Origin of the sequence: Microvirga sp. VF16 (genome assembly GCF_016864375.1) — a bacterium.
GTDB lineage: Bacteria > Pseudomonadota > Alphaproteobacteria > Rhizobiales > Beijerinckiaceae > Microvirga.
Map to the genome: position 1 here is coordinate 1,328,663 of NZ_CP069355.1, position 24,596 is coordinate 1,353,258.

Annotated in this window: 18 protein-coding genes and 5 pseudogenes; 8 read left to right on the forward strand and 15 right to left on the reverse strand. The window is 62.1% G+C overall.

What is annotated here, in order from left to right; all coding sequences use genetic code 11:
• Positions 1–25: 25 nt before the first annotated feature.
• Together JO965_RS31845 and JO965_RS31850 are read right to left on the reverse strand one after the other, a co-directional pair.
• A complete protein-coding gene (locus JO965_RS31845; protein ID WP_203444875.1) occupies positions 26–1,093 on the reverse strand; it encodes an extracellular solute-binding protein in 1,068 nt (355 codons plus the stop codon).
• Between the two features lie 369 nt (positions 1,094–1,462).
• Positions 1,463–2,155: pseudogene (locus tag JO965_RS31850) on the reverse strand (IS6 family transposase).
• Positions 2,156–2,408: 253 nt separating this feature from the next.
• Here JO965_RS31850 and JO965_RS31855 point away from each other — a divergent pair.
• Positions 2,409–3,533, forward strand: a complete 1,125-nt coding sequence (locus JO965_RS31855) for an IS110 family transposase (protein WP_203444876.1) — start codon at positions 2,409–2,411, stop codon at positions 3,531–3,533.
• Between the two features lie 703 nt (positions 3,534–4,236).
• Positions 4,237–6,714 carry a penicillin acylase family protein gene (locus JO965_RS31860; RefSeq protein WP_246776979.1) on the forward strand — a complete coding sequence of 826 codons (2,478 nt, stop codon included), beginning with the start codon at positions 4,237–4,239 and terminating at the stop codon, positions 6,712–6,714.
• A gap of 453 nt (positions 6,715–7,167) precedes the next feature.
• Here the strand turns inward: JO965_RS31860 and JO965_RS31865 are convergent, their stop codons facing one another.
• Positions 7,168–8,001, reverse strand: coding sequence for an IS5 family transposase (locus JO965_RS31865; protein ID WP_203439360.1), 834 nt, complete (start codon positions 7,999–8,001; stop codon positions 7,168–7,170).
• 171 nt (positions 8,002–8,172) lie between these two features.
• On the opposite strand from JO965_RS31865, the gene JO965_RS31870 reads away from it, so the two are divergent.
• Together JO965_RS31870 and JO965_RS31875 are read left to right on the forward strand one after the other, a co-directional pair.
• Positions 8,173–8,754: a winged helix-turn-helix domain-containing protein gene (locus JO965_RS31870; RefSeq protein ID WP_203444435.1), complete on the forward strand. Its 582-nt coding sequence runs from the start codon at positions 8,173–8,175 to the stop codon at positions 8,752–8,754.
• A complete protein-coding gene (locus JO965_RS31875; protein WP_246777059.1) occupies positions 8,718–9,206 on the forward strand; it encodes a transposase in 489 nt (162 codons plus the stop codon). Before JO965_RS31870 ends, JO965_RS31875 begins: the two co-directional genes overlap by 37 nt.
• Positions 9,207–9,304: 98 nt before the next feature.
• Here JO965_RS31875 and JO965_RS31880 read toward each other — a convergent pair whose 3' ends face one another.
• Positions 9,305–9,475, reverse strand: a complete 171-nt coding sequence (locus tag JO965_RS31880; protein WP_203444877.1) for a hypothetical protein — start codon at positions 9,473–9,475, stop codon at positions 9,305–9,307.
• Between the two features lie 56 nt (positions 9,476–9,531).
• Here JO965_RS31880 and JO965_RS31885 point away from each other — a divergent pair, with 56 nt between their 5' ends.
• Positions 9,532–9,690, forward strand: coding sequence for a hypothetical protein (locus JO965_RS31885; protein ID WP_203444878.1), 159 nt, complete (start codon positions 9,532–9,534; stop codon positions 9,688–9,690).
• Positions 9,691–10,121: 431 nt separating this feature from the next.
• Here JO965_RS31885 and JO965_RS31890 read toward each other — a convergent pair whose 3' ends face one another.
• On the reverse strand, positions 10,122–11,456 hold the full coding sequence (locus JO965_RS31890; protein ID WP_203444879.1) for a dicarboxylate/amino acid:cation symporter: 1,335 nt from the start codon (positions 11,454–11,456) through the stop codon (positions 10,122–10,124).
• 259 nt (positions 11,457–11,715) lie between these two features.
• Here JO965_RS31890 and JO965_RS31895 point away from each other — a divergent pair, with 259 nt between their 5' ends.
• The 3 genes and pseudogenes from JO965_RS31895 to JO965_RS31905 all read left to right on the forward strand — a co-directional run bounded on the left by JO965_RS31895 (position 11,716) and on the right by JO965_RS31905 (position 16,134).
• Positions 11,716–13,590, forward strand: a complete 1,875-nt coding sequence (locus JO965_RS31895) for an ATP-binding protein (RefSeq protein WP_203444880.1) — start codon at positions 11,716–11,718, stop codon at positions 13,588–13,590.
• On the forward strand, positions 13,587–14,978 hold the full coding sequence (locus JO965_RS31900) for a sigma-54 dependent transcriptional regulator (protein ID WP_203444881.1): 1,392 nt from the start codon (positions 13,587–13,589) through the stop codon (positions 14,976–14,978). Before JO965_RS31895 ends, JO965_RS31900 begins: the two co-directional genes overlap by 4 nt.
• 120 nt (positions 14,979–15,098) lie before the next feature.
• A pseudogene (locus JO965_RS31905) lies at positions 15,099–16,134 on the forward strand (IS110 family transposase).
• Between the two features lie 763 nt (positions 16,135–16,897).
• Here the strand turns inward: JO965_RS31905 and JO965_RS31910 are convergent.
• From JO965_RS31910 to JO965_RS31955, 10 genes and pseudogenes are all read right to left on the reverse strand, one after another.
• Positions 16,898–17,335: a hypothetical protein gene (locus JO965_RS31910; RefSeq protein WP_203444882.1), complete on the reverse strand. Its 438-nt coding sequence runs from the start codon at positions 17,333–17,335 to the stop codon at positions 16,898–16,900.
• A complete protein-coding gene (locus tag JO965_RS31915) occupies positions 17,322–17,585 on the reverse strand; it encodes a type II toxin-antitoxin system Phd/YefM family antitoxin (protein ID WP_203444883.1) in 264 nt (87 codons plus the stop codon). The genes JO965_RS31910 and JO965_RS31915 overlap by 14 nt, the downstream gene beginning before the upstream one ends.
• A gap of 97 nt (positions 17,586–17,682) precedes the next feature.
• Positions 17,683–17,964 carry a hypothetical protein gene (locus JO965_RS31920; protein WP_203444884.1) on the reverse strand — a complete coding sequence of 94 codons (282 nt, stop codon included), beginning with the start codon at positions 17,962–17,964 and terminating at the stop codon, positions 17,683–17,685.
• Positions 17,965–18,257: 293 nt separating this feature from the next.
• Positions 18,258–18,560 carry an aspartate 1-decarboxylase gene (locus JO965_RS31925; protein ID WP_371826917.1) on the reverse strand — a complete coding sequence of 101 codons (303 nt, stop codon included), beginning with the start codon at positions 18,558–18,560 and terminating at the stop codon, positions 18,258–18,260.
• A gap of 73 nt (positions 18,561–18,633) precedes the next feature.
• Positions 18,634–19,614: a beta-ketoacyl-ACP synthase III gene (locus tag JO965_RS31930; protein WP_203444885.1), complete on the reverse strand. Its 981-nt coding sequence runs from the start codon at positions 19,612–19,614 to the stop codon at positions 18,634–18,636.
• A 2-nt stretch (positions 19,615–19,616) separates the two neighbouring features.
• Positions 19,617–20,881: pseudogene (locus JO965_RS31935) on the reverse strand (adenosylmethionine--8-amino-7-oxononanoate transaminase).
• Positions 20,878–21,517 (reverse strand): annotated as a pseudogene (gene bioD / locus JO965_RS31940) (dethiobiotin synthase). The pseudogenes JO965_RS31935 and bioD overlap by 4 nt, the downstream one beginning before the upstream one ends.
• Positions 21,514–22,586, reverse strand: a pseudogene (locus JO965_RS31945) (8-amino-7-oxononanoate synthase). The pseudogenes bioD and JO965_RS31945 overlap by 4 nt, the downstream one beginning before the upstream one ends.
• A gap of 59 nt (positions 22,587–22,645) precedes the next feature.
• On the reverse strand, positions 22,646–23,650 hold the full coding sequence (gene bioB, locus JO965_RS31950) for a biotin synthase BioB (RefSeq protein ID WP_203444886.1): 1,005 nt from the start codon (positions 23,648–23,650) through the stop codon (positions 22,646–22,648).
• Between the two features lie 52 nt (positions 23,651–23,702).
• Positions 23,703–24,563 carry a DUF1989 domain-containing protein gene (locus JO965_RS31955; RefSeq protein WP_203444887.1) on the reverse strand — a complete coding sequence of 287 codons (861 nt, stop codon included), beginning with the start codon at positions 24,561–24,563 and terminating at the stop codon, positions 23,703–23,705.
• Positions 24,564–24,596: the final 33 nt, after the last annotated feature.

A 24,596-nucleotide genomic window follows, 5' to 3' on the forward strand; every position in this document is an offset into this window, starting at 1 on the left:
TAAGTCGGGCGGACCGACATCAAACCTATCGACCTGCCGGAATGATCTGGCGGCGCCATTGCTGCAGAAAGCCTTCGCGCATTTCGCCGATGCTCATCCAGTCAACAGGGATAAGCTTTTTGCGCTGCTCCGGATCCATCATCGGAATGCGCTTGGCGGTCGCCTCATCAACCTTGACCTTGGTATTGGTCGGCGCGTAGAACATCGCCTTAGAAAATGCAGCCTGCGCTTCGGGGCTTATGGCGTAGTTGATGAAGGTTTGGGTAGCGTCCGGCTCCGAGGCGTTCGTGACCATGCTCATCACATTGATTTGCGAAGCTGTTCCCTCCGAAGGGCTGACGGCGCGAACGCGACCTTCAGTCTGATCGAAGAAGAACTGGGCGCGCGCGTTGTAGCCAGCCGAGAGGGTTGCCGTGCCATTTGCAACCAGGGTGTATTGATCCGGCTTGGGCTCCCAAGTCTGAACAGCGGGGGCGAGTTTGATCAGTTTGTCGACGCCCGATTTAATCGACTTCTTGTAGTCCTCTTCTCCCGCCAGGCGGTTAGAAATGATTGTCAGGAGAATGGCCTGAATGTCGCCACCACCCTCGGCGGGAACAACGACCTTGCCCTTCTGCTTGCCATCCCACATCACTTCCCAACTCGTCGGCGGAGTAGGAAAGGCGTCGCGATTGTAGAGAAGTGTGAGTGTGTCGTAGGTAAGCGGGATCGCCGAACCTCCAAGGTCCTTACCAATATTAGCGATATCCGCGTAATTGGAGAGCTTTGATGTATCGAGATTGGCGACGAGACCTTCTTCCTTCGCAATTTTGGCGACGGACAGGTCAAAAATGACCGCGTTGACCTGCGGCGCGTCTCTCTGCGCACGCATGCTGCCAAGGGCGGTGGCAGCACCGACCGTGCCGTAGTAATTCACCTTGATGTCGGGGTGAGCTTGCATGAACGGCTGAATAACAGCCTTCTTGTAGTTCTCCTCGAATGGGCCACGGTAGCCCATCACAGTAATCTCGGCGGCGCTTGCCGCCAAGCTCCCGGACAAGACCGTCGTTGCGAGAAGCGTTATCGAGAGAATCGACTTAGGGGCCCAGCTCATTACGTCATTCCTCCATCTGGCTTTGGGGTTTATTTCTTGAGACTCAATAAGCAGTATGAGGGGAGGTGGGTCCAGCGACTAAAATTTGTCGGCTGTTCAGAATCCTTGTTCTCAGCGGCCTCCGAGGGGAGCATGAGATTTTGTGGAGCAGTTTGGTAACGGGTCGGCTGTACAAGGCTCTCGGCCAGACGAAACAAGGTTGCGAGAAACCCTCACTTGCCGAAGTGCGCCCAATCCGAACGGATGCGTCGCAAATTTGGAGCTGGCACGCAAAGATGGTCGATCGCTTAAATTCAGGCAGCGATCATATCGAACTGCTCGCAAATCCAGATTTGAGCCAGTGAAATAGTGAGATTGGTCGTTTAACGGTCATGCGGCGAGTCGATCAAACCGCTCGCTCAGTGATAGTTGAGCCTCACGGACACACTTCGCCTGTCCTTTGCGGATCATGTGCACCATTTCAATCCCGCCCAGGATGGCGCGAGCGCTGTTTATGGACCTGAAGCCGAGCATCGGTCGGATCCGCTGTTTGATGGCGCGGTGATCCTGCTCAATCCGATTGTTGAAGTAGCGACTCTGGCGGATGCGGATCGGCTTCAGCCGTGATCGGCCCTCCAACTGGTTTGCCGTATCACAGGTAACGATCGCCTTGCGGTTGGTCAGGCTGCCGTCGATCACAATCCGCTCAGGACGGCCGTGGCGCTTCAGCACCTTGCGCAGGAAGCGCTTGGCAGCGGTGAGGTCGCGCCGCTCGCTGAACCAGAACTCAACGGTATCGCCGTTGCTGTCGATGGCGCGATACAAGTAGCGCCACTGACCTCGGACCCTATTGTAAGTCTCGTCAATGTGCCATCAACCAGTGACAGCCCTCTTTCGCGAATTGAACCGCTCCAGCAGTTCAGGTGCGTAGCGCAATATCCGGCGATGGATCGTGGCACGGTCGACGGAGACACCGCGCTCGGCCATCATCTCCTCCAGGTTGCGCAGGCTCAGATTTTAAGCCAAGTACCACCGGACGCAGAGCAGGATCACCGCGCAATCAAAATGCCTCCCCTTGAACATGGTACCCTCCGCGACTGACCTGCCGGTCACGGTAGCTGAAACTTTAAAACAAGTTCTTGCGACAGATCCCGCCTTTCTTGCATAGCGATGCCGTAAGGGGGCCGTCTACCCCAACGTGGGGATGGATAGCAGCCCAGGCTCTGGCAGACCGTATGTTCGCGGAGTGAAGGTGGCCCGCCCCCGCGGTAAGCTGAAGCCGGGGGTTGCTTCGGATGGGCCGGAGCCGAGCCCCAAGCTTAAGCGAGGGCGAACCATGGAGCAGCATAGCGAGATTTTTATCGGATTGGACACATCGAAGCTGAAAATTTCCGTGGCAGTTGCCAACGGCGAACGGAATGGTGAGGTGCGCTTTTACGGGGAGATCCCGTCGGACCCTGGGTCGGTGAGGTCGATGGTCGACAAGCTGGCCACTCGAGGAGCACGGCTTCACTTTTGCTACGAAGCCGGGCCGACGGGCTACGATCTCCATCGCCAAATTATCGCAATGGGCCATGACTGCGTCGTTGTCGCGCCGTCGCTGGTGCCGAAGCGCCCGGGCGATCGTGTGAAGACCGACCGCCGCGATGCCGTGCGCCTGGCGCAACTGCATCGTGCCGGCGAACTCACCTCCGTGTGGGTTCCGGACGCAGGGCATGAAGCGGTCCGCGACCTGGTTCGGGCACGGGAGGCGGCCAGCGACGCGCTCAAGCGGAGCTGCCAGCAGTGGCAAGCGTTTCTGTTGCGCCACGGTCGGATCTATCGCGGTCGGACATCCTGGACTCAGGCTCATCTCCGATGGCTTTGCAGTTTGCAGTTCGAGCACCCGGCCCATTACATCGTTCTGGCGGAATATCGGCAAGCCATTGAGGAGGCCGAAGTTCGCCTGGATCGACTGACCAAACAGGTTGCCGAAACGGCAGTCTCCTGGTCGATGTCGCCGGTGGTGGAGGCGTATCAAGCCATGCGCGGCGTTGGGTTCATGACGGCGGTCACCTTTGTGGTCGAGATCGGTGATGTACGCCGCTTTGACAGTCCGCGGCCGTTGATGGCGTTTCTTGGCCTCGTGCCGTGTGAGAGCTCAACCGGTGAGCGGGTCAAACGCGGGGGCATTACCAAGGCCGGGAACATGCGGGCGCGGCGGGCGCTCGTCGAAGGCGCCTGGACCTACCGTTTCCCGGCACGCGTAAGCACGAGGATCCAGGCGCGGCTGGAAGGCCTGCCAAAAACGGTACGCGAGATTGCCTGGAAAGGGCAGGTTCGGCTGTGTGCGCGCTACCGCAAACTCATCATGGCTGGGAAGCTCAAGACCGTCGCAGTGACCGCGATCGCGCGTGAAATGGCGGCGTTTCTCTGGGCAATCGGGCAGGAAGTCGCTCCGACCACCCAGGCGCAAAGCTAGACGATCGATGAAATACAAACGCTGAGAAACGCCGAGAAAACGAAATATCTGTCTGTTGTGCAAAGTTGGAGACAGGGCTCCGGTGGGGATTCCTCGATCACTTTGAGTGGCCAACTCCCGTTGACGCCCGATGGCAGACAAGAGCAGCCCCATACGAACCAACGGAGATGCGGTCACCAACCCGCGCATGAGAGTATGTTAACCGTCGTCGATATGCCCTGTCTCCTACCATGCACAGCGGACTTTGACAGATTGATTTCGCCTCTATCGACGGAAGGACGCTAATCATGCCTCAGGTACTTGAAAACGAACATAAGAGAGTGAGGGTGCTGTACACCCACCCGTGAGGCAACCGAGAGGCAAACAGTCCATCAACACCTCTGCTTCGGCGCTGGAAAGGATATTAGGGGATGGGCTGGAAGCTGCCATCACGAGGGCCGTATTCTACGATCGCGCCCTTCGATTCAACCATGACCAGCGTTAGTGCTGAAACCCGCCAAGGGAAAGTCAAATGCGCGAAAATCCGCACATTGATGGTGCGCGAGACCACCGAAACCGCGGCAAAAAGGGCGGAATCGGTGCATTTTTCTGTTTGGCACGCCACTTGCTTTCGAGACTGCAGCAGCGTGCGACCGGAGCGCCGCGATGGGAGAAACCCGGGACGGGCAGCAGAGCCCACCCCGATCCGGTCAGGGAGAGAAACATGACCCCACAAGCTCACAGCGCAAACCTCTCGCCTCACAAGAACAACCAGTTGAGACGCATTGGTGGCGCCATGTGCGCGCTCGCTGCCACGGCACTGATGACGGGTACCGTCCTGGCGCGGGAGGCGGAGCGAACCAATACCGAAGCCATCGAGATCCAGGGCCTTAAGGCCCCTGGTGAAGTCATTGTCGATCAATGGGGCGTCCCGCATATCTATGCGAAAAGCGAACGCGACGCTTTTTTCCTGCAAGGCTGGAATGCCGCGCGCGATCGCCTCTGGCAGATCGACCTGTGGCGCAAGCGCGGGCTTGGCCGTCTTGCTGCCTCTTTGGGTCCGGATTATGCCAAGCAGGATCAGGCGCTCCGGCTTTTTCTCTATCATGGCGACATGGACGCCGAGTGGGCTGCTTACGACAAGGGCGCCCGCGCGGCGGCCGAGGCCTTCGCCGAAGGGGTGAATGCTTATGTATCGCGCGTCAAGGCCAATCCGAACCTGTTGCCGCTCGAATTCCGTCTTACCGGATCGGAACCGGAAATGTGGAACGCCAAGGATATCGTGCGCATCCGCTCCAATGGCTTGACCCGCAATCTGACCTCCGAAGTGAAGCGCGCGCGGTCCGCCTGCGCGGCAGGCATCGAGGCGGATGCGCTGCGCAAGAAGCTGCTGCCGCCGGTCAAGCCAGCCGTGCCGGAAGGCCTCGATCCGTGCGCCATTCCGGAAGATGTCTTGCGCGATTTCGTGCTGGCCACGGAACCTGTTTCTTTTGCGGGCGAGAAGAAGAAGGCCTCCCTCGACGATCCGCAGGAGTATCAGTCGCGCCTTGCCGCACTTGAAGAGAGTATCGCGACGATCGGCTCCAACAATTGGACCATTGCCCCCTCCCGCACCGTCACCGGACGGCCGATCCTGTCAGGCGATCCCCACCGTGACCATGCGGTACCGTCGCTGCGTTATGCCGTGCATCTTGACGCGCCCGGCCTCAACGTCATCGGCGCGGGAGAGCCGGCGTTGCCGGGCATTTCGATGGGCCATAACGATACCATTGCATTCGGCCTGACCATCTTCGCGATCGACCAGGAAGACCTCTACGTCTATGAGCTCGACCCAGCCGATCCCAACCGTTACCGCTACAAGGACGGCTACGAGACGATGCGGACGGTGACCGAGGAAATTCAGGTCAAGGGCGAGGCACCGCGCCAGGTCGAGTTGAAATTCACCCGGCACGGTCCGGTCATCTATACCGACACGAAAAACAACAGGGCTTTTGCCTTGCGGTCGATCTGGTTCGAGCCGGGCTCGTCCCCCTATTTCTCCTCGCTTGGCTTCATGAAGGCAAAGAACTGGCAGGATTTTCGCAAGGCCGCGGAAGGCTGGGGCGCGCCCTCCCTCAATCAGGTCTACGCCGACACCGAGGGCAATATCGGCTGGACTGTGACCGGGTTCGCGCCGGTGCGCTCGAACTGGGACGGGTTAATGCCCGTGCCGGGCGACGGGCGCTACGAGTGGAAGGGCTTGCGTCCCGGCCGCGAATTGCCGTCGCTGTATAATCCGAAGGAGGGGTATTTCGCCAGCGCCAATGAAATGAACATTCCCGAAGGCCACCCGTTGCGCGAGAAGATCGGCTTCGAATGGTCAAGCGACTCGCGCAGCCGACGCATTCGGGAAGTGTTTGCGGCCAAAGAAAAATGGGCGCTGATCGATGCGATGGCGCTGCAGACCGACGACACCAATGTGATCGGTCGACGGATTGTCAGGTTGCTGGCGTCGCTCCACTCCGATGACGCGCAGATTGCAACCGGCTTGAAACTGCTCAAGAACTGGGATGGACGCACCCCGGCAGACAGCGCGCAGGCCGCCCTGGCCGAGGTGTGGCTGTCGAAGCATCTCGGGCACGCCGTGGTGGCGGTTGCAACACCCGAGGCAGCGCGCGCGATTGTTGGCAACGGCGATCTCGATGCGATCGCGGATCTGCTCGAAGCGCCCGACGAGCGGCTTGGCAAGCAGCCGCAAGCCGCGCGCGACCGGATCCTGCTTCAAACCCTTGGTGAGGCCATGCAGGAGGTGTCCGAACGGCTTGGCCCCGACCCGGCCGACTGGGCCTGGGGCAAGCTGCATCATGCGGCGTTCGAGCACGCCCTATCTGCGCGCGCGGACGAGCCAACGCGGGCGCAATTGAACATTGCACGCCTGCAGCAAGGCGGCTCCTACTACAGCCTGATGATGGCGTACTATCGAGACAAGGATTTCCGCACCACGTCGGGCGCCTCGTTCCGCATGGTGCTCGATGTCGGCCACTGGGATGAGAGCGCCTTCATCAACACGCCGGGGCAGTCGGGTAATCCGATGGACCCGTTCTATCGCAATCTCACACCGCTGTGGGCGAACGGGGCCTATGCGCCTTTCCTCTATTCGCGACCAGCGGTCGAGGGGGCTGCCTTCAAGCGCTACGAACTGACGCCCAAGAGTGCCGACTGATGGGTTCGCTGATTGTTGCTTCAGCGAACCGGTGTTCGCGGCCACGTCCGCACTGGGCATTGTCGGTGGTCGGGATCTGTCCCGCTACTCGGCTTGCCGGGTGGCGGTTCATCTCCCCGTCCGCGTGAGGGATAGACCGCCGTCCCTCACGTCGCCCATTTGTTTACTTGCGGGGCCGGGCACATGTCCGGCCTCGGTTCCCCGCCGTCCCATGCGGCCCGAACGACACCGGCGGGATTTGGCCGCGCCGTAGAGAGGTGCAAGAGGCAAACTCTCTGCTATCGCGGCCCTTCGGTTGCGTTGCTCCCCGTCTGGGGCCTTGACCGCCAGACAGGGAGCATGAGGCGCCGAAGGAGAGAACTATGAACCAGAGGTCGACCGCCACCCGAACTGGCCAACAGGATCGGCAGCGCCATCGAGGCTGGCGCTGGTAAGTTAGAGGCTGGTGAGCAATTATCTTTCGCCTTTGCGAGTGAGACGGCGCAGCAGGATGCGGCTCATCGCGAGATAGAGCAGCATCTCGCCGGTTTCGACGAAGCGCTCATAGTCCTTGGCGAGGCGACGATTGGTGGTCAGCCAGCCGATGGTCCGCTCCACCACCCATCGGCGTGCGAGCACCTGAAAGCCGCTCGGGCGCGTCGGTGGCTCTGCGTCAATCCGCATCCAGGTTCCGCCGCTCCACCAATGCTGCGGGATGGATAATCTCCAGCCCAGGGCTTTCTGAAGCCAGTCCCGCAAACCTCGATAAGCGGTGTCTGCCCACATCAGCTCGATGGCCGGAAACAGATGCTGCAGACCCTCCAACAAGACCTCAGCTCCGGCGCGGTCATGGATGTCGGCGGGCTGCACCTTGTTCTTCAGCAGATTGCCTTGCGTATCAACGAGCAGATGACGCTTGCGGCCCTTCACCTTCTTGGCGCCGTCATAGCCGCGCGGCCCTCCCATCTCGGTGGTCTTGACTGACTGGCTGTCGATGATCGCCGCACTCGGTTGAGCAGACCGGCCGATCGTGCGCCGATAACTCTCGCGCAGCGCCTGAGTGATGTGCTCCCACGTGCCGTTCTCCCGCCACTGCGTATAATGGTAGAAGACGGCGTCGCGTGGCGGATATTCGTGCGGCAGCATCCGCCATTGAGCTCCTGTCCGCAGCAGGTAGAAGATGGCGTCGGCGATGCGGCGTAAGGGATAGGTCTGTCGTCGCCCGGCGGGATGACTGCGGGCGATCAGCGGCTCCAGCAGCGCCCATTCGGCATCGGTGAGATCACTGGCGTAGGAACTGACATCCATGGCACGGGCCTCGATCGTGAAACAGCCCGCATCCGCCTCCGCGGCCCAGCACCAAACCGATTCTGAATCAAACACTTGGATCGAGCAATAAAATTGCTCACCAGCCTCTTATTGATCTTCACGCGACAGGTGTAACATAGGACGGTGTCCGTCATCGTGAGGAGGTGCGCGATGGAAGACAACGTTTGGCGGCCGACGCATTTGACGTCGGAGCAGATGGAGGAGCGTCGCCTGGTGGCCGCGACGCTGCTGCGGCAGGGGCGGCTCTCTCAAGCAGACATCGCCCGGCATGTGGGGGTCAGCCGCGCCAGTGTCTGCCGCTGGGCCGCCACCCTGGCCCAAGAGGGCCCGCGCGGCCTGGAAGCGCGCCCCATCCCGGGACCCTCGCCCCGCCTCGATGAGAAGGCTTGGGCTCGGCTGGGCCGGCTGCTGGATCGGGGTGCGGTGGCGGCGGGCTTTGCCACCGAGCGCTGGACCCTTGGCCGCATCGCCGCCGTGATCGAGCGCGAGTTCGGGGTGCATTATCATCCGCGCTACCTGGAGCGACCACTGAAGGCGCACGGCTTCAGCGTACAGCGCCCGGCCACACGGGCGAGGGAGCGCGACGAGCTGGTGATTGCGGTCTGGCCCAAGCGCGACTGGGTGGCGTTGAAAAAAAGGCCCAGCGCGAGCACCGCACGCTTCTTCTCTGGGACGAGACCGGCCACAGCTTCCGGATCCGGCCGGGCACGACCTGGGCGCGACGCGGGCTGACCCCCGTGCTCCAGCGGGTGAGCAAGCGACGTGAGGTGTCGAGCATCGTGGCGATCACGCCGGACGGGCGGCTGTATGCGCGTCATTTCCGCACCTCCATCTCGAGCCGCTGTGTCATTCAGGCTCTGCGCTCTGTCCGCTGCAAGATCGGCACGCCGCTGCTGGTGGTCTGGGATCGGCTCAACGCGCACCGCTCACGGGCGACTACGGACTTCATCGCTTCGCACGCACAGGACTTTGCGGTGGCCTATCTGCCAGCCTATGCCCCGGAGTTGAATCCGGAAGAGCAGTGCAATGCCTTCGTCAAGCGCGCCATGGCAAACGCTCTGCCCGGATCAGTCGATGACCTGCATCGGCTCGCCCGTCGCGAGTTCGGCCGCCTCAAACGTCACCCCGAGATGATCGTCCGCTTCTTCCGCCATGCAGGCCTCTCCATTACCGGCATCCCGTGAAGATCATTAGATGGGCCTTTGGCTCGCGCGGCCGAGACCGAAAGCTTGGATCGTCAGCACCTCGAACGGATGACCTATGACGTGGAGGTCGATCCCAATTACAGGCTTTTGCCGACGCCCTGGCGATGGACTGGAGCGACAAGCTGCAGCTTCACGCCGAAGCAACCGAGGCGTATGAGCGGAAAGCTCGCGAGCTGATCGCTGTGCTTGACGCCGAGGCGCGGCGGCGCATTCTTGCACTCGCCGAGCAGCTCCCGTGCGTCTGGCATGATCCCCGGATCGGCCCGCGGGGGTGCAAACGTGTCCTGCGTCTGCTGATTGAGATGTGACGCTGGTCAAAGCTGATGCGATCACTGACCATGTCCGCCTCCCGGGCGGCGCCACGCGGACCCTCTCCCTTGAGAGGTCCCTTCACATCGCGCAAATCCGCACGATCAAGCCCGAGATCGTCTCCGAGGTGGATGAATTGCTGGACGCGCACTGAGATCGTGAAGTCGCCGATATCCTCACCCGGAAAGGACGCCGGACCTGGGAGGGGAAGGCCTTCACCCTCAAGAACGTTGCGCTGATCCGAGGCACCGATCAGCTGCCGAGCGGGCGAGGCGCACATCCTGCCAGACGGGTGCCCATCCATTCATCGCGATCCAAGCCAGGTGCAGTAGGACACAACCGCTTGATCGTGAGGTGCGCAGCCTCGAGGGAAGCACAGCTGTCTTGCAACCTACCAGTCAATATTGAGATGCGAAGGTAAAGACGGCCAGTGCCGTATGCCCGAAGCAATCTTCTCCTGTTCCGTCGATCCGAAACGGATATTCGAAAATCGACGGCAACCGATCGAGCGAGAACAATGAAAAGGCCAGGCGCTCACCATGCGCCTGGCCTTTTCAAGCGTCGTTCGTGCGTTGGCGCCAGTGTTTATTCCGCTTGCTGCAGCGCGGGGGCCGCTTCGGCAGCGGGCTGAAGGCCGCCAAGAGCAGCGGCGAGTTTCTCCTCATCGAGTTCGCCTTCCCAGCGGGCGACGACAATGCTTGCCACGGCATTGCCCACGAGGTTGGTCAACGCCCGGCATTCCGACATGAAGCGGTCTATCCCGAGGATGAGTGCCATGCCGGCGACCGGCACTGCTGGAACCACCGAGAGCGTCGCCGCAAGCGTGATGAAGCCCGCGCCAGTGATGCCGGCGGCACCCTTGGACGACAGCATGGCGACGAGCAGCAGGAGCATCTGGTCGGCAAGCGACAGCGGAATATCCATCGCCTGGGCGATGAACAGCGCGGCGAGCGTCATATAGATATTTGTGCCGTCGAGATTGAAGGAATAGCCGGTCGGGATGACGAGGCCAACGACGGATTTCTTGCACCCCGCCTGTTCCATCTTGTCCATCAGCGAGGGGAGAGCCGCTTCGGAAGAGCTGGTGCCAAGAACGAGCAGCAGTTCCTCCTTGATATAACGGATCAGGGCCAGAATGGAGAAGCCGTTGTAACGCGCAACCGCGCCAAGCACGACCAGCACAAAAAGAAGGGCCGTCAGATAGAAGGTGGCGACGAGCATCGCCAGGTTAAGGATTGAATCGATCCCATATTTGCCGATGGTGAAGGCCATCGCGCCGAAAGCGCCGATGGGAGCAGCCCGCATCAGGATCGCAACGAGCTTGAAGATCGGGGCCGCAAGCGCCTGCAGGAATGAGACGACCGGTGCATTCTTCTCGCCGACCATGCCGAGCGCGATGCCGAAGAGGACGGAAAAGAACAGGACCTGCAGGATGTCGCCGGAGGAGAAGGCGCCGACGATCGTTTGCGGGATGATGTTCATCAAGAAACCGGAGATGGTCTGCTCATGCGCCTTCTCCGCATAGGTCGTGACTGCCTTGGCATCGAGTGCGGACGGGTCGATGTGCATTCCGCTCCCCGGCTGGACGACATTGGCTACAATCAACCCGACGATCAACGCAAGGGTCGAAAAGGTGAGGAAATAGAGCATCGCCTTGCCGGCGACGCGGCCGAGCTTCTGCAGGTCGGACATGCCGGCGATGCCGGTTGCGACCGTCAGGAAGATGACCGGCGCAATGATCATCTTGACGAGACGGATGAAAGCGTCGCCGAGCAGCTTCAGGCTAGCGCCGAACTCGGGGTAGAAATGGCCGAGCGCGATGCCGGCGGCAATCGCGATCAGCACCTGCGCATACAGATGGCGATAGAACGGCGTCTTGCTCCGCGGGTCGATGGCCGCGGCGGGGTGTGCCCAGTTCATGAATTCCTCCAGTTGTGGTGTTGGATCCGTGTGTGCGACAGCTTCTCCGCCACCCTCCCGGACCCGCAATGAGACGGAAGCTTGCGCCGGCCGCCTACTGGAACCGCCTTGAGCAACGACCGTGCCAACCTGCGGCATTCAATTTAACGGGTTGATTTTGAAGGATAAGGCGAGCTGAACGGCAGTGTGTGCCAGAGAAGCGTGCGAGAGTTCGCACAACGTTTCTTGCCTTTCGTACCGATTTCTGCACAGTCTTACCATGACCAGTGCGACGACAGAGGGCCTTTCGGGCCACCAAAACAGCCGCAGGCAGAAGCATGCGTCCCGGTCAGGCCTCGCTTGGAGCGTCTATTGCATCTTCGCTCTGGCGCTCCTTCTCGGCACGCTCTGGCTTGCCGGCGGCTATGGGCGCCAGCAAGCTGCTCTCCGGCTCGATGCACGCACGCGCAACACGGCGACGCTCAACGCCGTGGTGCTGCGCACGGTGCTTGAAAAGCAGCGCTCGCTGCCCTTCGTCTTGTCGGAGGACAGGGACGTCAACAAGGCCCTTGCTTCGGGCGACCAGGCACTTTTTCGCGCACTCGACTTGAAGCTCGAAACGCTTGCAGGGGGAACGAACGCTTCCGTCATCTATATTCTCGACAAGGATGGCATGACGGTCGCCGCCAGTAACTGGCGCGAGCCGACGAGTTTCGTCGGCAATTCCTACGCCTTCCGGCCCTATTACCGCGATGCGATGGCGACGGCACGCGCGGAATATTACGCGCTCGGCACGTCAAGCCGGCTTCCGGGGCTTTATATCTCCCGCCGGGTCGACGGGCCGGAAGGGATCGTCGGCGTCGTTGTCGTCAAGGTGCAGTTCGACCAAGTGGAAACGGACTGGCGCAATGCGGCGGAAGTATCCTACGTCTCCGACCGGCGCGGCGTGGTGCTGATAACGAGCATTCCGCAATGGCGCTTCATGACACTCACGCCGATCGCCGGACCCGTGCAGGCGACAATCCGCGAAAGCCTGCAATTCGGCGCCGCGCCACTTCAGCCTCTCCCGCTGTCGACCCCGGCGGGCGGTGACCGGCCCGATCTGGTCGAGGCCGTGCTGCCCGGCGCTCCGAGTTCGGCCAGTTTCGTTCGGGTCGGCGTGCCGGTACCAACGACAAACTGGACGCTCAATGTGCTGGCGCCCGCGGAGCGGGACATGGCCGTCGGCGCGCGCGACGCCCGTTCGCTCGGCATCCTCGGCCTGATGCCGCTCCTGGCCGCCGCCGCCTGGCTCCTCTACCGGCGCCAGCACCTCCTCGAGCGCGAGGCGGAAAACTGGGCGGCGCGCGCGGAGCTGGAGCGCCGGGTGAGCGAGCGGACGGCAGAGCTCAGCACCGCCAATGCCTTGCTTCAGTCGGAGGTCGACGAGCGCAAGAAGGCCGTCACCCGCCTGCAGGAGGTGCGCGAGGAACTGGCGCAGGCCAACCGGCTTGCCATCCTCGGCCAGGTCACGGCGGGCGTCACCCACGAGATCAACCAGCCGGTGGCGGCGATCCGCAGCTTTGCCGATAATGCCCGCATCCTTTTGAGACGGCACGACGCCCGCGCGGCGGAGGACAATCTCGGCGCCATCGCCTCGCTCACCGAGCGCATCGGTACCATCACCGAGGGCCTCAGGGCCTTCTCGCGCAAGGGCACAGGCGGGGTAGGGCCGACCGGAATCGCCGAGGCCTTCGACGGCGTTTTTTTGCTCTTGAACAACCGATTGAAGCAGCAGGGCGTGGAACTCGTCTGCACCATGCCGCCGTCGAGCCTGCGCGTCATGGGCAACCGGGTGCGGCTGGAACAGGTGCTGGTCAATCTCGTGCAGAACGCGATGGAAGCGCTCGAAGAGCGGGTCGACGGCCAGGTCGAGCTCGGCTGGGGGCACGACGGCGAGTGGACGCTGATTACCGTCGCCGACAACGGGCCGGGCATTCCGGGCAAGGTCATGGAGCGGCTGTTCACGCCGTTTACCACCACCAAGACGCGCGGGCTCGGGCTCGGCCATGTCATCTGCCATGACATCGTCACCGAATTCGGCGGCAGGCTTGCTGTCGAGAGCGAGCCCGGGCGGGGCACGCGCTTCACCATCCGCCTCAGGAGTGTCGAATGAGCGAGTGTTTTGAAGGTGCCGCGGCGGTGGGCGCCCGGCCGAAGATCGCCTTTGTCGACGATGACGAGACACTCCGCCGCGCCAACACGCAGACGCTGGAACTTGCTGGTTTCGAGGTGCTTGCCTTCGAGGGTGCGGAGGCAGCGCTTCAACGGATCGACGCCGATTTCCCCGGCGCTGTCGTCACCGATGTGCGGATGCCGAGGATCGACGGCTTCCAGCTCTTCCGCCGCCTGAGCGAGCGCGATCCCGACCTGCCGGTCATTCTCATTACCGGCCATGGCGACATCGCCATGGCGGTCGATGCGCTGCATGAGGGCGCCTATGACTTCATCGCCAAGCCATATCCCGCCGAACGGCTGGTGCAGAGCGCGATGCGGGCAGTCGACAAGCGCAGGCTTGTCATCGAGAACCGGGCGCTGCGCCGCGCCGCCGCGATGGCCGAGGAAGACCTTCCGCTGATCGGCGAGACACCCTCCATGGACCGGCTGCGCCGCACGCTGAAGCAGATCGCCAACGCCGATGTCGACGTGCTGGTCGCCGGCGAGACCGGTAGCGGCAAGGAGGTTGTGGCGGAGTTGCTCCACCGCTGGAGCCGGCGATGCGCCAGCCATTTCGTGGCGCTCAATTGCGGCGCGCTGCCCGAAACCGTGCTTGAAAGCGAACTGTTCGGCCATGAGCCCGGCGCGTTCACCGGCGCGCACAAGAAGCGCATCGGCCACATTGAACATTCGAGTGGCGGCACGCTGTTTCTCGATGAGATCGAGAGCATGCCGCTTTCGGCCCAGGTGAAGCTCCTGCGCGTGCTCGAGAAGCGCGAGATCACCCCGCTCGGCAGCAACGAGGTGCGCCCGCTCGACCTGCGCGTGGTCGCCGCCGCCAAGGTCGATCTTGGCGATCCGGCGGCGCGCGGCGAGTTCCGCGAGGATCTGTTCTACCGCCTCAATGTGGTGACGGTAGCGATTCCGCCACTCCGCGAGCGCCGCGAGGACATTCCGCTGCTCTTTGCTTATTTCCTGAGCCGCGCCGCCAAGCGCTTCCACATCGAGCCGCCGCCTGTGGCCGCTGAAACCCGACGCTATCTTCTTTCGCATGACTGGCCCGGGAACGTACGCGAGCTTGTCCATTTCGCCGAACGCTTCGTGCTCGGCCTGATCGAAAGCCCCGGCCCCACCACATCCGGCGAGGCCATGGCAGATGGTGGCGCGGGGCTTTCCCTGCCGCGGCGCATGGAGCTTTACGAGGCCGAGCAGATCCGCCAGACGCTTGCGGCCCATGCTGGCGACGTCAAGGCCACGATCGAAGCGCTCGGCATCCCGCGCAAGACCTTCTACGACAAGCTGCAACGCCACGGCATCGTCCGCACCGGCTATGCGAAAGGCTCCTAAGTGTTCAGATGGGGTACTCGACTTGATCTCCATCTCTGATGGCAACAGCCAGAGGTGCGGCGCTTCGAGCTGGTGATAGCGTGAGGGTGATCCCTCACAAGCATCAGGAAACGGCGCAGCATGAAGCACCACGCTGGACTGGACGTCTCCCTCAAAGAGACCTCGATCTGCATTGTGGACGAGATGGGTTCGATCTGCCGTGAGCTGAAGGTCTCCAGCCATCCGGAAGATCTCGCTCGTGCTTTACAGGATCCCTCATGGCGGTTGAGCCGGATCGGGCTTGAGGTCGGCCCCCTGTCATAGTGGCTGTTCAGCGGTTTGGCTGAGGCCGGGCTGCCGGTGACCTGCATTGAGATGGCGGCATACGAAGGCGTTTCTCAAGGCGCAGGTGAAAGACCGACCGCAATGATGCCCGCGGCATCGCTCAGATGATGCGCGTCAACCTGTTCCGGCCCGTTCATGTGAAGACGCTCACCAGCCAGAACCGACGCGCCCTGCTGACGGCGCGCAAGCTGTTGCAGGAGAAGGCCATTGCCACCGAGAACGATATCCGCGGTCTGCTGCGCAACTTTGGGCTCAAGGTTGGGGTCATAGGCAAGGTCAGGTTCGAGGACCGGATCCGCGAGCTCGTGGTCGGCATGCCGGAGTTGGCCGAGATCATGGCGTCTCTTCTGACCGCTCGCCAGAGTCTGCGGGATCGGTTCGCCATCTTGCATCGCAAAGTGCTGGCGATCACTCGCGACGATGAAGTTTGCCGGCGCCTGATGACCATTCCCGGTGTCGGCCCTGTGGTGTCGCTGGCCTTCCAAGCGACCATCGACATTCCGGCGCGGTTCAGGAATTCGAAGGCCGTTGGCCCAGCTTTGGGCTGACGCCAGTTCTCAACCAGTCCGGCGAAAGCAATCGCATTGGACGGGTCTCCCTGTGCGGCGATGCCATGCTGCGAGCGCTGCTCTATGAGGCGGCTCAGGTGCTGCTGACCCGGGTGCAGAAATGGTCCTGGCTGAAGGCCTGGGCCATGAACGTGGCCCGCCGGCGCGGCCGGCAAAAGGCCATCGTGGCTCTGGCGAGGCGTCTGGCCGTGATCATGCACCGCCTCTGGAGCGATGGCACCGAGTTCCGCTGGACGAAGGAGAGTGCCTTGGCTACCGCCTGATCGCTCACGGCAACAACATATCACGAGAACAGAAGGATAGACGAGTTCCGCCTGCCGGTGGAGAGACGTCCCTCGCGGGACGATGGATGAGGTAAGGTCGCTAGGGTTCTTGTGTCGGTCGTGTCATGCGCGATCAGAACGTGCAACAGATTGGGCGGCCTCATTCTTCTGATCCCATACTGGGAGAGCCACAGAGCTGATCCCGAAGAGAAGCAAGAGCTCGCGAGTGATGTTAAACATCCGGAAGATGGAAGGCCTGAAAGCGCTTGACCTCAAACCACCGAATAGAGAAGAACCGTACCCGACGAGGAGCGGGCAGCGGGGTCGTTCCCGCGCTGCCCCGCGTGATCTTCAACGTCACTTGGCCGAGACGGTCGAGCGACCGCTTCAGGTGATTGCGATTGTTGCCGCGTCCGTCTTGCCCAGCTGGGTCAGAACGTCGACCATCTTGGTCTCGACAAGGGCCTAGGTGTCGAAGGTGCACGGAAGATAGCGCCGAAGTACTCGTCGGTGCTGCGCTGCGACCGTTGGGCCATCGCGCAGAGCACCAAGAGCGTCTTCAGGTCCTCGTGGTCAAGCAAGAACTGGCTGCGGAATTCATACTCTGTGCCGGTGGTGTCTCTCTTCGTGACGACGAACGGCTTCCAGCGCTCCGACTGCTCGCCCTCCTTTGCCGCCTTTTCCCGCGTGAGGCACCGGAATACCGAATCGCTCGGATACCGGGACCGAACGCCACCGAACTGCCTTTCGGGTCCCGGCGGCGTCAGCGGGCGCGCCGCACGGTCTTGAGCCGGCGCTCGCGAACGATGCGGGCCAGGGCCGCGAGCACGACTTTTATGACTGCCGGGCTGAGCGTGCCGTATGCAAAGACAGGGGGCGAATAAGAGAGAGGCTCGAGGTGGTATGACTGCGGCAGGCGGTCGACGTTGGCCTCGTCAACGATGATCCAGGTCGGGCTATCGCCCCTCAGCTTGAGCCGGCGGCGTTCCGTCTCCGGCACTTGCACGGCGCCGCGATCTGCGCCGGGTTGCTGGGTCGTGAGCGGCAGGAGCACGACTTCTTCGCCCGAGCCGACCGGGATGACGACGCAGGCGGGGCGGGCCTTTCGGCCGGTCTCCTCGCCGGCGTCATGCTGACGACGCCAGAGATAGCGGTAGCGGTAGCGGACGACGAGGCCCGTTTCAGGCTTAAGGCTGGCCATCGCGGTCGGCCGCCTCGTACTCGTCGGCCAGGGCGAGGATGCCGTCGGCGATGTGGTCAGGGAGCTCTTCGACGGTATAGGCGCGGCGCGGATCGTCGACGGGCGCGTGCGTCAGGCCCTGGTAGGCTTCCATGGACATGAGCACGAATTTCGGCTTTTTGTGATGGGTGATGACGACTGGCTCCTTCCGGGCGGCCTCGGTGATGTCGCCGACCCGCTTGTTGAGGTCGACGGTAGTGAAACTGCGCATCTGGCGGTCTCCGTTTCTCGATCTGTTCTCATTGTAAAACAACATATCCATAATATCCAGTGTTTCCTAGAGAGCCGTTGTGCGGATCCTGGCGGGGCTACTGGCCCCGCCGCCTCAGGTCCGGCCGCGCCTGCGCCAGCAGCCTGTCGGCGTTCCTGCAGGTCGCATGCGCATCATGGCGGGCGCGGTTCCAGAAGAGCCGCGCCAAGTGGCGCTCGGGGAGGCCGCCCCAGCAGCTTCGATACTCCAGAAGCTGCCGCCGAAACTCGCGGCGGCAGAGTGCGCGCTCCAGGCGGCCGATCTGAGACAGCGGGCGCGGCGGAGTGCCTCCGGTCCAAGCAGTCATACCAGGTAGCTCGGAGTGAAGGGAGGCGGCCATTACGCCGTCTCCCGCTGATCGTCTGTGCTGCTCTCGCCGACCGTCGACGTGGTACCGCTGAGGAATCGCACGGCCCGCTCGGCATGGCTGGCTGCGCTGAAAATCGCGCGGGTGTCACTTTTCAGCGTTGTGATGATCGTCTCGCGGCGCGAGGGTCAGCCGAGGTCGGCGCAGAGGAAAGCCGCCGCAAGCTCTGCAACATATCCTGACAGTCCAGAATCTTTTTCGGAAAGTTTGCCGCGATGGAGATGGTGTAGATCATGCTGCGTCGCTAAGATGTCAGCTGACAAGAGCTATCTGGACGACGAACGACCGAACACCAGAACCCGTGATTTGCGCTCAATGATATCATCGATCTCGGCAAAGACGCTGGACGCGATGATGACTTCGTCGCTTGGCTGGCAGGTCCGCGCCGCCGCACCATTCAGGATGCAGCACCGGGAGCCAGCGTCTCCGTAAAGCACATGTGTGCTGATCCGGGCACCAGACGTCTTGTTCCAGATTTCTACATATTCAAGTGGATTGATACCAACTTGCCGGCAGAATTCGGCATCAATCGTGCTCGAACCATGGTCATTGAGTTTTGCGGCCGTCACTCAAAGACCCTGCAACTTCGCGCCCACGTAATTTTTCCAACATGATGCTCCGTGCTCAGAGTTTAAGTTTGATCTACATTCGATAGGCGACTGCTCCACCCATCATTCCCGCACCCGCAGCCGTGAGCGTTTCGCCCTCGGCAAAACGCTTCTCCCTGTTGGCGATCGATAGCGAAAGAGGGATGGTGGCAGCAGAGGAATTGCCGAAGGTTTCGATCGTGCGGATTGTCCTTGCCGGATCGATGCCGGGATTGTTGCAAACAGTATTGAACATACGGGCATTGGCCTGGTGCGGAACGAACCGGTCGACATCCGTTTCCGCAATCCCGGCCTGTGCCAGTGCGCGCTCGGAGGTCCTCGTCATCAGCGTGACCGCGCGGGAGAAAACCTCGCGGCCGTCTGGCATCGTCATCAGGAAATCCTCAGCCTTCGTATCGGGGGAGAAGGGCCGACTGCTGTCTCCTGCCGGTATCTTAATCAGATCATAGCCGGTCCCATCCGATGCGAGCTCGGCGGAAAGGAGGCCACTTTGCCGACCCCGGCCTGGTTCGAGCACGACGGCGCCTGCCGCATCGGCAAAGAGTACCGCGCTCGCCCTCTCGGCGGGATTGATGCGGCGGCTCAGAATGTTGGCGGCGATTACCAGGACGGCACGGCCGTGTGCACGGACAAAGCCGTCTGCGAGAGTCAGCGCGTAGAGAAAGCCGGAACAGGCGCCGGCGAGATCGATCGCACCGGATTTTTCCAGGCCGAGCTTATGAACGAGCAATGGTGCCGAAGGCGGGAGCAGGTGATCCGGCGTGGAGGTCTCAAGCAGCGTCAGCGCGATCTCGCCGCGGGCGATCTGCGCATCTTGCAACGCCATCCGGCCAGCTTCGGCGGCCAGGCCGCTCAGCGTCTCCCCGTCTTGAGCCCAGTGGCGCGTCCGGATGCCGGTCCTGCGCAAGATCCAGCCTGCTTCAAGACCCAGACGCGCCTCGATTTCGGCATTGTCGACACGCCGCCCAGGCACAGCATGCCCGAAACCGACCATCCGGGAAGAAAACGTCGTCATCGTCACATCTTCCCAAGAACAGTCGATGTCACGTCGTCTATGGCGTCGTAGGCACCGGCAAGCTCTTCAGCGGTTACGCAATAGGGCGGCATCAGGTAAACGACGTTGCCGAGCAGGCGGATGAGCAGCCCGCGCTCGCGGAAGAGACGCCGCATGCGAGGACCGACATCCGCAAGATAGCCGCCTGACGGCACGACGAGATCGAGTGCCGCAATCGTCCCGGCCTGCCGGATATGGGCAAAGCCCTTATCGCCCTGAAACCGCTCGAGGTTTGCCCGATGCAGCGTTTCGAGGTTTTCGACCCGCTCAAGAACGGGCTCGCTCCGCCAAATTTCGAGGTTGGCGACAGCAGCCGCGCAGGCGATCGGATTGGCGGTGTAGGAGCTCGAATGGAAGAAGGTCTTGCGGCGGTCGGTGGAGACGTGGGCATCGAAGATGTCGCCGGTGCAAAGGGTTGCCGCCAAGGGCAGGGCACCGCCGGTTAGTCCCTTGGATGTACAAAGGATATCGGGCGTGATCCTGGCCTGCTCGCAGGCAAACATCGTCCCCGTTCGGCCCCAGCCGGTCATGACTTCGTCGGCAACGAACAGGCAGCCATGGCGGGTAGCGATCTCTTTCAATCCGGCAAGCACGTGCGCATCATAGATCTTCATGCCGCCGGCGCCGAGAACCAGAGGTTCGATCACCAATGCCGCCACGCGACCCGAACGACAGACGGTTTCGAACATGTCGAGTATCTTCTGCTCACGGCCGTTTCCGGACATGGGAGCCGGTCGACGTCGAACAGCAGCGGCTCGTAAGCCGCATTGAAGACACCTCGCTCTCCCGCTGACATGGTGCCGATCGTATCGCCGTGATAGCTGTGCTCCATCACGACGATGCGGTCGCGCGGCTCTCCGCGGTTGTGGAAATAGCCAAGCGCCATCTTGATCGCCACTTCGACCGAGGTCGAACCGCTGTGGGAATAGAAAACGTGCTCCAAACCGGTCGGTGCGATCTCGATCAGACCCGCCGCCAGTTCTTCGGCCGGAGCATGCGAAAATTCGGCAAAGATAATCTGGTCGTAGGCATCGGTTGCGGCGCGGATTGCCTCCATGATCGCGGGGTGTCGATGGCCATGCGTGATCACCCACCAGGATGAAATGGCGTCGAGAATACGATTCCCGTCCGCGTCGATCAGATAGGCACCCTTTGTCGATGCGACGCGTGTCATCGGCGGTTCGAGCGCATGCTGGGTGAAGGGGTGCCAGAGGGTCGAGCGGTTCATGCGGGCACCGCCGCAAAAGAAGCGGGATCGAAATGGTCCCGGAATACCTGGCGAAGGGTCTCGCGGCCGACATCCTGAAGCCAAGGCAGCCGGCCGAGCGAGCGGACGCCGCCCATCTTCACGATGATACGTTGTGTCTCGCGGTTCTCATCACCGATGAAGACAATACCGAAAACCGGAACGCCGCGCCGCTTAAGCGCTTCCAGCGACAGCAGCGTGTGATTGATGTTGCCGAGAGAGGTCCTGGCGCAGAGAATGGCGGGAAACTGCCAGCGGGCAAACATATCGGCGAGGACCAGATCGTCCGAGAGCGGCACCAGAAGCCCGCCGGCCCCCTCGATCACCAGCGGCCGGTCGGTCACCGGCGGCACGAGCCGTTCCGGGTCGATCGCCACACCATCGAGACGAGCTGAAAGATGCAGCGAAGCCGGTGTCGACAGGCGATAGGCTTCCGGCAAAATGCGCTCGCGCGGCACGTGCCCGAGCCGTGCAACTGTCTCGCTGTCTGTCTCATCGCCGAGCCCGGACTGGATAGGCTTCCAGTAATAGCCCGTCCAAGGCACCAGTGCGTGCGGCGGCAAAGATCGTCTTGCCGATGCTGGTATCAGTGCCGGAGACGACAAAGCGCGGGATCATGGCCTGTCCTCCCCGATCGCTCTGGCAAGCCGCTCGAACATCTCCGCGATCTGGCCTTCATCGACATTAAGCGTGATGGAAATTCTCAGCCGCGCCGTGCCGCCCGGCACGGTCGGCGGCCGGATCGCCCGCACATCAAAACCGTCGGCCCGCATGTGATCGGCGATCCGAAGCGCACGGGCATTGTCGCCGATCACAACCGGCTGAATCTGCGAACCACTCGGATTGACTCCGAGACGGGAGCGCAGCTGTTCGCCTGCAAAGTTCTTCAGACACGCCAGCCTCGTTCGGCGCTCCGGTTCGTCAGCGATCATGCGCAACGCTTCCCGCACTCCAGCCACTATCAGCGGCGACGGCGCGGTCGAATAGATGAAGCTGCGCGCGCGGTTGACCAGATACTCAGCGAGTATCGAAGGCAGGCCGAGAAGTGCGCCGGAGACGCCAAGCGCCTTGCCGCAGGAGTGCAGCGCCAGCACATTGCCACGGCTCTCCAGTCCCGCAGCGAGACCCCGGCCGCCAGGGCCGAACACGCCGGTAGCATGCGCCTCGTCGACGACGAGAAAACCGTCATGCCGGTCGGCGAGATGCGCAAGCTCGAGAATCGGCGCCTGGTCTCCGTCCATCGAATAAAGGCTCTCGACCGCGATCCAGGGATGCCCTCTGCCGCCGCTCTCGCGCCAGCGCCGGATTGCCTGATCGAAGGCCTCGACCTGGTTGTGCGGCACGGCAATCGCCTCCGCCTCGCTGGCCGCTATACCGTCATGGGCGCTCGCATGAATCAGCGCATCGTGGACGATCAGGTCGTCGCGCTGTGGAAGCGTCGAAAAGAGCGCCGCATTGGCCGCAAAGCCGCTGCCGAAATAAAGAATCTTCTCGACCCCGAAAAATGCCGCCGCTTCCGCCTCGAGCGCCTCATGTTCGGCGTGATTGCCGCGCAGGAGCCGTGAACGGCCGGCACGCCCCTGTCGATCGCAGCGGCAATGGCCGTCTTCAGGCGCGGCGCATGGGCGAGCCCCAGATAGTCATTAGAGGTGAAGTCGACGCCTTGCTGCTTGGTGAATTCGCGGATCCGCGACCTGCGCCGCTAACCCGCAAGCGTAACCTCATAGCGGGAGATCGCCGGCGAGCTCAACGCGATAGCTCCAGTTCCATCGGCGTGAGCCCGAGCCGTCGGAGGAGCGCCGCATCATGATCCTCGCCAGGATTGTCTGCTGTCAGCAGCGTGTCCCCGATGAAGATGGAATTGGCCCCGGCAACGACGCAGAGGGCCTGCATCTCGTCGCTCATCTCGGTGCGGCCGGCCGAGAGCCGTACATGCGAGCGCGGCATCAGGATGCGCGCCAGCGCGATGGTGCGCACGAAATCGATCGGATCGACAGGTGCTGCAGTGGCGAGCTTCGAGCCGGGGATTGGGATCAGCCTGTTGATCGGCACACTCTCCGGCGGCGCCGGCAGATTGGCGAGCGTCACCAGCATCGAAATACGGTCCTCAACCGTCTCACCCATGCCGAGAATGCCGCCCGCGCAGACCTTGATGCCGGCGTTGCGAACATTGGCGAGCGTTTCCAGCCGGTCCTCGAAGGTGCGGGTGGTGATGATCTCAGAATAATAGCGCTCGGACGTATCGATGTTGTGATTGTAATAGTCGAGGCCAACCTCGGCGAGCCTACCGGATTGTTCCGGCGTCAGCATGCCGAGCGTCATGCAGGTTTCCATCCCGAGCGCCTTCACGCCCTCGATCATGGCGACCAGCACATCCATGTCGCGCTCCTTGGGATTGCGCCAGGCAGCTCCCATGCAGTAGCGCGTTGCGCCACCTTCCTTCGCCTTCTGCGCCTCAGCCAATACACGCTCGACCTCCATGAGCTTCGAGGCCTTGAGGCCGGTCGGGTAATGGGCGGATTGGCTGCAATAGCCGCAATCCTCGGGACAGCCACCGGTCTTGATCGACAAAAGCCGGCTCATCTGAATGGCGTTCGGATCAAAATGCGCGCGATGAACCTGTTGGGCGCGGAAGAGGAGCTCGTTGAACGGCAAATTATAGATAATTTTGGCATCTTCAAAGGAAATGAACGCGTCGAGCGACGGCTCATCTTTGATTTTACTCGTCAGCAGCGTTGCACTTTCCGCCATCGAACTCCCCTCTTAGCAAGTTTGACGTCGCAGAGCTAAGTTGCCCTCGCTTTTAGCGCCCGTGCGAGCGATCGTACCCATTGACGCCGGGTGCCGCCCAACCTTCGGGCAGGCGCTTGGCCTTATAGATTTCGACAACCAGCGGATAGCAAGCCGCCGTATCGGACGAATGCTCCGATGAGCAGTCGCCGCCCGGACAGGCCGAAAGTGCGCCCAGGAGATCGATCTCGGCGAAGAATTCCAGGTAGTCGCCAGGCCTGACGGGGCTCGCCTTCATGAAGTACTGCCCTGTGTCGCGGGTGAAGCCGGTGCACATGAACACGTTCAGCACGTCGTGGACATAGGCCTCGGCCTCGCGCACCGGCATCCCGGTCGTCTTGGCGAAAGCCCGCGTCAGGTTCGAGTGGCAGCAATGATGATACTGCCCGCCGTGGCTCAGCAGGTTGTGGGTATACGGATCGCAGCGCGTGCCGATCACGTCATGGACGGAGCCGCCGAACTCGTCAAAGCCGTACCAGTCCAGGGTATCGTGCGTGATCGTGGCGATCGGCCGAAGATAGGGAAAGTTGGAAAAGAGCTGGTCGCCAAGGCCGACATGGGTGCCGTTCAGGGCCCGCGTCTTGCCAGTATAGAGCCGCTCCTTTGGATCCTGGGCATTGAACAGGTTCAGGTCACCCACCTGCGCCCCCTCGCTGCAGACGATGCGGAAGAAATGACCCGCCGGCACGGTCCACGTGGCTGCGTCCCGTGGCGGCACGATCACGGTCTCGATGAGTTCGAGGTCGTCGCGCAGCGCACGGTATGCGGAGAGGTTGGGGCGCGGCAGCGCGTCGACCGGATAACAGACGACCGGCTTGATCGCCTGGCGGGCGGCGGCATCTGCGGGCGCGTCAGTGATGGGGTTCGGTCTCATGGGCTCTCTCCGTTTCGTTGCGCCGTCAGCGGC

Coding starts and splice junctions, on each gene's coding strand:
- JO965_RS31845 (WP_203444875.1), bottom strand. CDS start 1,093: ATGAGCTGGGCCCCTAAGTCGATTCTCTCGATAACGCTTCTCGCAACG.
- JO965_RS31855 (WP_203444876.1), top strand. CDS start 2,409: ATGGAGCAGCATAGCGAGATTTTTATCGGATTGGACACATCGAAGCTG.
- JO965_RS31860 (WP_246776979.1), top strand. CDS start 4,237: ATGACCCCACAAGCTCACAGCGCAAACCTCTCGCCTCACAAGAACAAC.
- JO965_RS31865 (WP_203439360.1), bottom strand. CDS start 8,001: ATGGATGTCAGTTCCTACGCCAGTGATCTCACCGATGCCGAATGGGCG.
- JO965_RS31870 (WP_203444435.1), top strand. CDS start 8,173: ATGGAAGACAACGTTTGGCGGCCGACGCATTTGACGTCGGAGCAGATG.
- JO965_RS31880 (WP_203444877.1), bottom strand. CDS start 9,475: ATGCCAGACGCACGGGAGCTGCTCGGCGAGTGCAAGAATGCGCCGCCG.
- JO965_RS31890 (WP_203444879.1), bottom strand. CDS start 11,456: ATGAACTGGGCACACCCCGCCGCGGCCATCGACCCGCGGAGCAAGACG.
- JO965_RS31895 (WP_203444880.1), top strand. CDS start 11,716: ATGACCAGTGCGACGACAGAGGGCCTTTCGGGCCACCAAAACAGCCGC.
- JO965_RS31900 (WP_203444881.1), top strand. CDS start 13,587: ATGAGCGAGTGTTTTGAAGGTGCCGCGGCGGTGGGCGCCCGGCCGAAG.
- JO965_RS31910 (WP_203444882.1), bottom strand. CDS start 17,335: ATGGCCAGCCTTAAGCCTGAAACGGGCCTCGTCGTCCGCTACCGCTAC.
- JO965_RS31915 (WP_203444883.1), bottom strand. CDS start 17,585: ATGCGCAGTTTCACTACCGTCGACCTCAACAAGCGGGTCGGCGACATC.
- JO965_RS31920 (WP_203444884.1), bottom strand. CDS start 17,964: ATGGCCGCCTCCCTTCACTCCGAGCTACCTGGTATGACTGCTTGGACC.
- JO965_RS31930 (WP_203444885.1), bottom strand. CDS start 19,614: ATGACGACGTTTTCTTCCCGGATGGTCGGTTTCGGGCATGCTGTGCCT.
- bioB (WP_203444886.1), bottom strand. CDS start 23,650: ATGGCGGAAAGTGCAACGCTGCTGACGAGTAAAATCAAAGATGAGCCG.
- JO965_RS31955 (WP_203444887.1), bottom strand. CDS start 24,563: ATGAGACCGAACCCCATCACTGACGCGCCCGCAGATGCCGCCGCCCGC.